The 6000-nt window shown below is 37.5% G+C and carries 5 protein-coding genes; 3 read left to right on the forward strand and 2 right to left on the reverse strand.

Annotated elements, in window-relative coordinates; genetic code table 11:
- Positions 1–441: 441 nt before the first annotated feature.
- Together CA730_RS08745 and CA730_RS08750 are read left to right on the forward strand one after the other, a co-directional pair.
- Positions 442–1305, forward strand: coding sequence for a DUF4351 domain-containing protein (locus CA730_RS08745; protein WP_096666375.1), 864 nt, complete (start codon positions 442–444; stop codon positions 1303–1305).
- A gap of 101 nt (positions 1306–1406) precedes the next feature.
- Positions 1407–1652, forward strand: coding sequence for a DUF4351 domain-containing protein (locus CA730_RS08750; RefSeq protein WP_231940049.1), 246 nt, complete (start codon positions 1407–1409; stop codon positions 1650–1652).
- A gap of 42 nt (positions 1653–1694) precedes the next feature.
- On the opposite strand, the gene CA730_RS08755 is transcribed toward CA730_RS08750, so the two are convergent.
- Positions 1695–2315 carry a hypothetical protein gene (locus tag CA730_RS08755; RefSeq protein WP_096666380.1) on the reverse strand — a complete coding sequence of 207 codons (621 nt, stop codon included), beginning with the start codon at positions 2313–2315 and terminating at the stop codon, positions 1695–1697.
- Positions 2316–3143: 828 nt separating this feature from the next.
- Here CA730_RS08755 and CA730_RS08760 point away from each other — a divergent pair.
- Positions 3144–3401 carry a DUF4351 domain-containing protein gene (locus tag CA730_RS08760; RefSeq protein WP_330221290.1) on the forward strand — a complete coding sequence of 86 codons (258 nt, stop codon included), beginning with the start codon at positions 3144–3146 and terminating at the stop codon, positions 3399–3401.
- 226 nt (positions 3402–3627) lie between these two features.
- Here CA730_RS08760 and argZ read toward each other — a convergent pair whose 3' ends face one another.
- Positions 3628–5739, reverse strand: coding sequence for a bifunctional arginine dihydrolase/ornithine cyclodeaminase (argZ, locus tag CA730_RS08765; protein WP_096666386.1), 2112 nt, complete (start codon positions 5737–5739; stop codon positions 3628–3630).
- Between the last annotated feature and the right edge of the window lie 261 nt (positions 5740–6000).

Below are 6000 nucleotides of genomic sequence, written 5' to 3' on the forward strand. Positions count from 1 at the left end.
CACAGTTTGTAACATAATTAATTATCTCCTTTGTTGGTGTTGTTTATATTATAATTATAACTCTCTGCGCCTCTGCGTGAAAAAAAATGTGATTTTAATTGTCAGAATCAGGATATCCAGGATTTTAGGATTTACAGGATGTTATTGATAAATTCCTGGTTTTCCTTCACATTTTTGTGTGAAACTGATTAAATATTGTCAGAAATGGCTAACGCCATGCTGCGCGAACAGGATTTTCATGATTTTTGTAATGTCCATATTCCTAAATTATTTAAATAAATTGAGTATTTATAATTTTTATTTTGAAAATTTTATGTTGAAAATCGTATATATTAACATTAATCATAAATTTCTAAACCCTAAAAACACAACTCAAACAAACATCCTGGAAATCCTAAAATCCTGGATATCCTGATTCTGACAATTTAATTTTATAATCTCATGAGTTTTGACAACGTTTGTAAACTACTAGCAGAAAAATATCCCTTTGATTTTGCTAAATGCTTGCTTCCCCAAGCACCAAAAACCATCAAAGTCTTAAAAACCGAATTGAGTATAGAACCAATTCGCGCTGATTTTGTCACCTTCTTACAAACAGAAAATCGGATTTTACATATTGAATTTCAAACCAACCCACAATCTAAACCTCCAATTCCTTTTAGAGAGTTAGACTATTCGGTGAGATTAATCCGTACATATCAAGTTCCTGTAACCCAAGTAGTGATTTTCCTGCAAGAAACAAATGATCCAATTGTTTTCACTGAAGAATATGTTAACGAAACAACCAGACACCGTTACCGTGTCATCAGAATGTGGGAACAAGAACCAGAATTATTTCTCAATAATCTGGCATTATTGCCATTAGCACCATTAACACAGACAAATTCACCCCAAGGTTTATTATCCCAGATTGCCAATAATGTTGCTAAAATTGCAGATAGGGAGACTAAACAGGATATTGCAGCTTACACAGAGATTTTAGCAGGTTTGCGATTTGAGAAAGACTTTATTCGTCAATTGTTAAGTGAGGATATTATGCAAGAGTCAGTCATTTATCAGGATATTTTGCAGAAGGGAGAAAGAATTGGAGAACAAAGAGGAGAACTGAGAGGAGAACTGAAAGGAGAACTGAAATTTTGCTTATTTTTACTTAATCAACGGTTTGGAGAAATTGACTCTTTAATAGTTGAAAAAGTCAAAGGTTTACCTGTTGAACAGTTAGAAAATTTAGGTGCTGCGTTGTTTAATATTTCTGAAGTTGCTGATTTGGTAACTTGGTTAAATCAACAAGATCATCAGAACTAATAATTTGTGGTGTTGGGTTTTGCAACCCAACCTAATTTGTAAAAAAATTGGGGGTGCAGTTTGAGAAAGACCTTATTCGTCAATTGTTAAGTGAGGATATTATGCAAGAGTCAGTCATTTATCAGGATATTTTGCAGAAGGGAGAAAGAATTGGAGAACAAAGAGGAGAAGTTAAATTTTGTCTACGTTTACTTAATCAACGGTTTGGAGAAATTGACTCTTTAATAGTTGAAAAAGTCAAAGGTTTACCTGTTGAACAGTTAGAAAATTTAGGTGCTGCGTTGTTTAATATTTCTGAAGTTGCTGATTTGGTAACTTGGTTAAATCAACAAGATCATCAAAACTAATGATTTGTGGTGTTGGGTTTTGCAACCCAACCTACTTGATAATTACAAATTTTTCATTAAAGCTACTAAAATTTTCATTAAAGTTTCTAAATCATTGGGTACACGATAAAGGTTTAAATCTTGAGTAATTTGTTTTGATTCACGATGTAAAATTACAAATTGCCAAATATTACCAATAGAAACTGCACCATAGAGGACAGGATGATCAATAATAGACCAATTATCAAAGGCAATTAATTCTACAGCTAATTGGACAATTCCTCTTTCTAAATCGGCATTTTTAGCTTCAATAACTAATAATTGATTGTCAGCTTTAATATAATAATAATCAACAACTCCTTTTAATTGATTATTGATATTCAACGCATACTCTACTCTAACTTTAGCATGGGTATAGTGAATTAGTTCCATAATTACAGGAGCAATTAAAAATTCTCTCCTGGCGGTTTCACTGGTTAAACTAATATAGGGTAAACTTTCTTCAATACGATTTTTTAGGTCTGTTAATCTTTCTAAGTTTTGTTGAGTTGTGGGTAAGGTAAGAGATTGTAATTGAAATTTATACCCAAAATATTCTATAATTTCATCTGGTTCATAATTCAATTTGAAATAATCAGCAAAGGTGTAGGATTGATTAGAATCAATTATTGGTGTTTTTCCCATAATTATTTTTTCACTACTGTTAGGTTAATATACAAATGTTTATTTGGATCAAGACTCCACCAAATTAAGGCACAAGTATCTAACCCATCTTCCGCACCCCCTGGTGTCACAATCGGTAATTTCGGATTTTTTCATACCTTAAAGGATGATTTTTATACAAAAATGTGAAAATTTCAGATAGCGATCGCTATCTGAAATCCCCAAACGACCAATTTTCGTTGTGTGACAGTTTAGGGTGCGGAATGTGGGATCTAAAACAACTGTCATATTTCGCCCCATTCCTCAGTTGTGGGGGTGGTTATATCTAGGATTTACGCATTGACAAGATTCCCCAAATATGTGAGGTAAATTTTATCCCTTGTAGGGTGCGTCAGACACGATATTTTGACAAAAAAACAGATTCCCTCTATCTGACGTGGTTGGTGAGCTTGCCGAACCACACTCTACTCAATAAATTATTCCCAAAGCCGAAAACGACGCAATTTCCTTCATTCATATCATGGTAAATTTGTACAGTGCGTAAGTCCATAAATTTCTAAACCCTAAAAACACAACTCAAACAAACATCCTGAAAATCCTTAAATCCTGGACATCCTGATTCTGACAATTTTTAAGATTCTCCTGCTTAATGGGGTTGTATCGGAAACAATAATCATAAATTATTTGCTTTTAACCCCATTCTCGCTTGATTGATTTCTGACTGAAATTCCTCTAAAATCATACTATCGTCAAAAAGAGACTAAACAGGATATTGCAGCTTACACAGAGATTTTAGCAGGTTTGCGGTTTGAGAAAGACCTTATTCGTCAATTGTTAAGTGAGGATATTATGCAAGAATCAGTCATTTATCAGGATATTTTCCAAAAAGGCGAAAGAATAGGAGAACAAAAGGGAGAACAAAGAGGAGAAATTAAATTTTGTTTGTTTTTACTTAGTCAACGATTTGGGGAAATTGATTCTTTAATAATTGAAAGAGTCAAAGGTTTACCTGTAGAACAGTTAGAAAATTTAGGCGCTGCGTTGTTTAATATTTCTGAAGTTGCTGATTTAGTAACTTGGTTAAATCAACAAGATCATCAAAACTAATGATTTGTGGTGTTGGGTTTCCTTCGTCAACCCAACCTACTTTATAATTATAAATTTTTTACTAAAGCCACTAAAACTTTCATTAAAATTTCTAAATCATTGAGTAGATTTACATTATAACTCTCTGCGACTCTGCGCCTGAAGCGTGAAAAAAACTTCCAAACCAAAGACACAAAAACGCCCAGAAAAACCCTTTGCGTCTTTGCGTCTCTGCGTGAGATATTTCTTAACCTACCTTAGCAACATAAGGACTGGTCAACTTATCCAATTGCTGAGTTAACAGACTGAGGAATAAACCCACATCTGTCACCACACCGACAGATTCTATTGAACCGCGATCGCTCAATTTTGTCACCACAGCCGGGTTGATATCCACACAAACCATCTTCACACCTGCGGGAGTCATATTTCCCACCCCAATAGAATGCAGCATGGAAGACAACATCAAAATCATATCTGCACCTTGGATGATTTGGGAATATTCCTGTTGTGCTAAAATCAAGTTCATTTGGGTATCGGGTAAGGGACCATCATCCCGAATTGAACCAGCGAGGGAAAAGGGAATGTTATTTTTCACACATTCATACATCACCCCACTTTTCACTACTCCTGCTTCCACAGCTTTAGCAATGCTACCAAAACGGCGGATAGTATTAATTACTTTTAAATGATGTCTGTGTCCACCCCGCACAGCCACACCCCGCTTCATATCCACACCCAGGGACGTTCCCAGCAGGTTTTGTTCCATGTCATGAACAGCGATCGCATTTCCGCCTAAAAGACCCTGTACATAGCCTTCCCGAACCAAGCGACAGAGATGTTCACCGCCACCTGTGTGAATTACCACAGGACCTGCCGTGACAACTACTTTACCGCCGCTATCCTTAATTTTACGTAATTCCCAAGCTACTTGTTCCACAACTAATTCCACCCGTCTTTCGCTGGAAACACCGGAAGACATGAAGCTGAATTCTTGAGAATTGCGTTGTTCGCGTGATTCGGCTTTGCGGACGGTGCGGATACCCAATACATCCACAACAACTTTATCGCCGATTTCTAAATCACGGAGGAGTTTGCATTTTGCTACTATACCATTAGCAGTTGTGGAAATAGCGATCGCTCCATCCATGCGTTGATTTTGCACCTTCAGCCATTCCCCATTTACCCGAATTTCAGTCGGATAAATCGTGCTGACATAGAAATCATCAGGAGCTACACCCGCTTGGATCACAGGTTCTAATCTAGTATCGCGTTCATCTTGGGGTAAATCAACTGCACCCAAATCAATCAATTGAGAGATAATTTCTTCCATCACTTCGTGAGATGGTGCAGATACCCTCACCTCAGCCGCAGATGTACTTTGACGTTGTTCTCCCAAGTTGAATTTGAGAACTTGGAAACTTCCCCCCATTTCCACAATCAAATCTAAAGCGCGGTTAATCAAACCTGCGTCTAGCAAGTGTCCTTCCATGCGAATGACACGACTTTCTACAGATGCGTTAGCGCGAATTTCCTCGCCAATGGGTTCTGTCACCCGCAAAGTCAAGCATTTAGCCGCCCCACCAGCTTTGAGAAATTCCGTTAACGGGGTTTCAATAACTTGGAAACCAACTTCCGCTAACCGTGATTTTAAACTCTCACTGGTTTTGTTCATAATCACGATGCTATCAACATTCACCGCATTACAAGCAAAGTTAACAGCATCAGCTTCTTCAATAGCAATTCGCTTTTCCGGTGCGACGCGCATTTCAATCACGCGGTTAGAGTAGGAATCAAACGCGCCAGGATAATACAGCAAATAACCATTTGCCAAAGGACAAAAGCAGGTATCCAGGTGATAAAAACGCTCATCCATCAACCGCAGAGAAATCACCTCAATGTCCAGCCATTTAGCCAGGTAGGGGTGAGAATCTAATTCTGACCGGAAACCATATCCAGCCCACAACCACCGCCCTTCCCGGTCTAGGAGTGCGTCACCAGCGCCTTCAAAGGGGAGGTCTTTAGGAAGAGTGTATACATTATATCCATTATTTTCAAACCATTGTTGAAAATACGGTTCTTCTCCTTGGCGTTCTTTATGTAAAAAACGGCTAAGAACGACGTTTTCACCGAGGACTAAACCTGCATTGGCACTGAATACCATATCAGGCCAACCTTTTTGGGGAGGCACTAAATCAACAATGGCATGATCTTTAATTACATGGTATAATTTATTCCATTGCTCTACGGCGCGATCGCGTGAGGACTTATGAATATTCCCTTCCATCCAAGGATTAATCACATAATCCACATCATAATGGTCAGGAGCGCACATCAAAAAACGAATTTGGGAAACCATAAAAATTTTACGAACTTCTAAAATGCTACTAATGTCTTCTGGATACAGAGTTTTGGTGATCCAATTCTGTCAAATCTGCTACTTAACCTCTACCTTCTGCTCTTGGTAGGCTTTACAAGGATATCGTATTATTCTATTACTGCTAGGGACAATGTGAGAGATAGGAGGAAAAAGGTTGTATTTGAATGCAATATTAACTTGTTAATTGATGGGTGATTCTGATTATTGGCTTAAGTTGCTCTACAATAATGGGACTTACGC

This window comes from Dolichospermum compactum NIES-806, assembly GCF_002368115.1.
Lineage (GTDB): Bacteria > Cyanobacteriota > Cyanobacteriia > Cyanobacteriales > Nostocaceae > Dolichospermum > Dolichospermum compactum.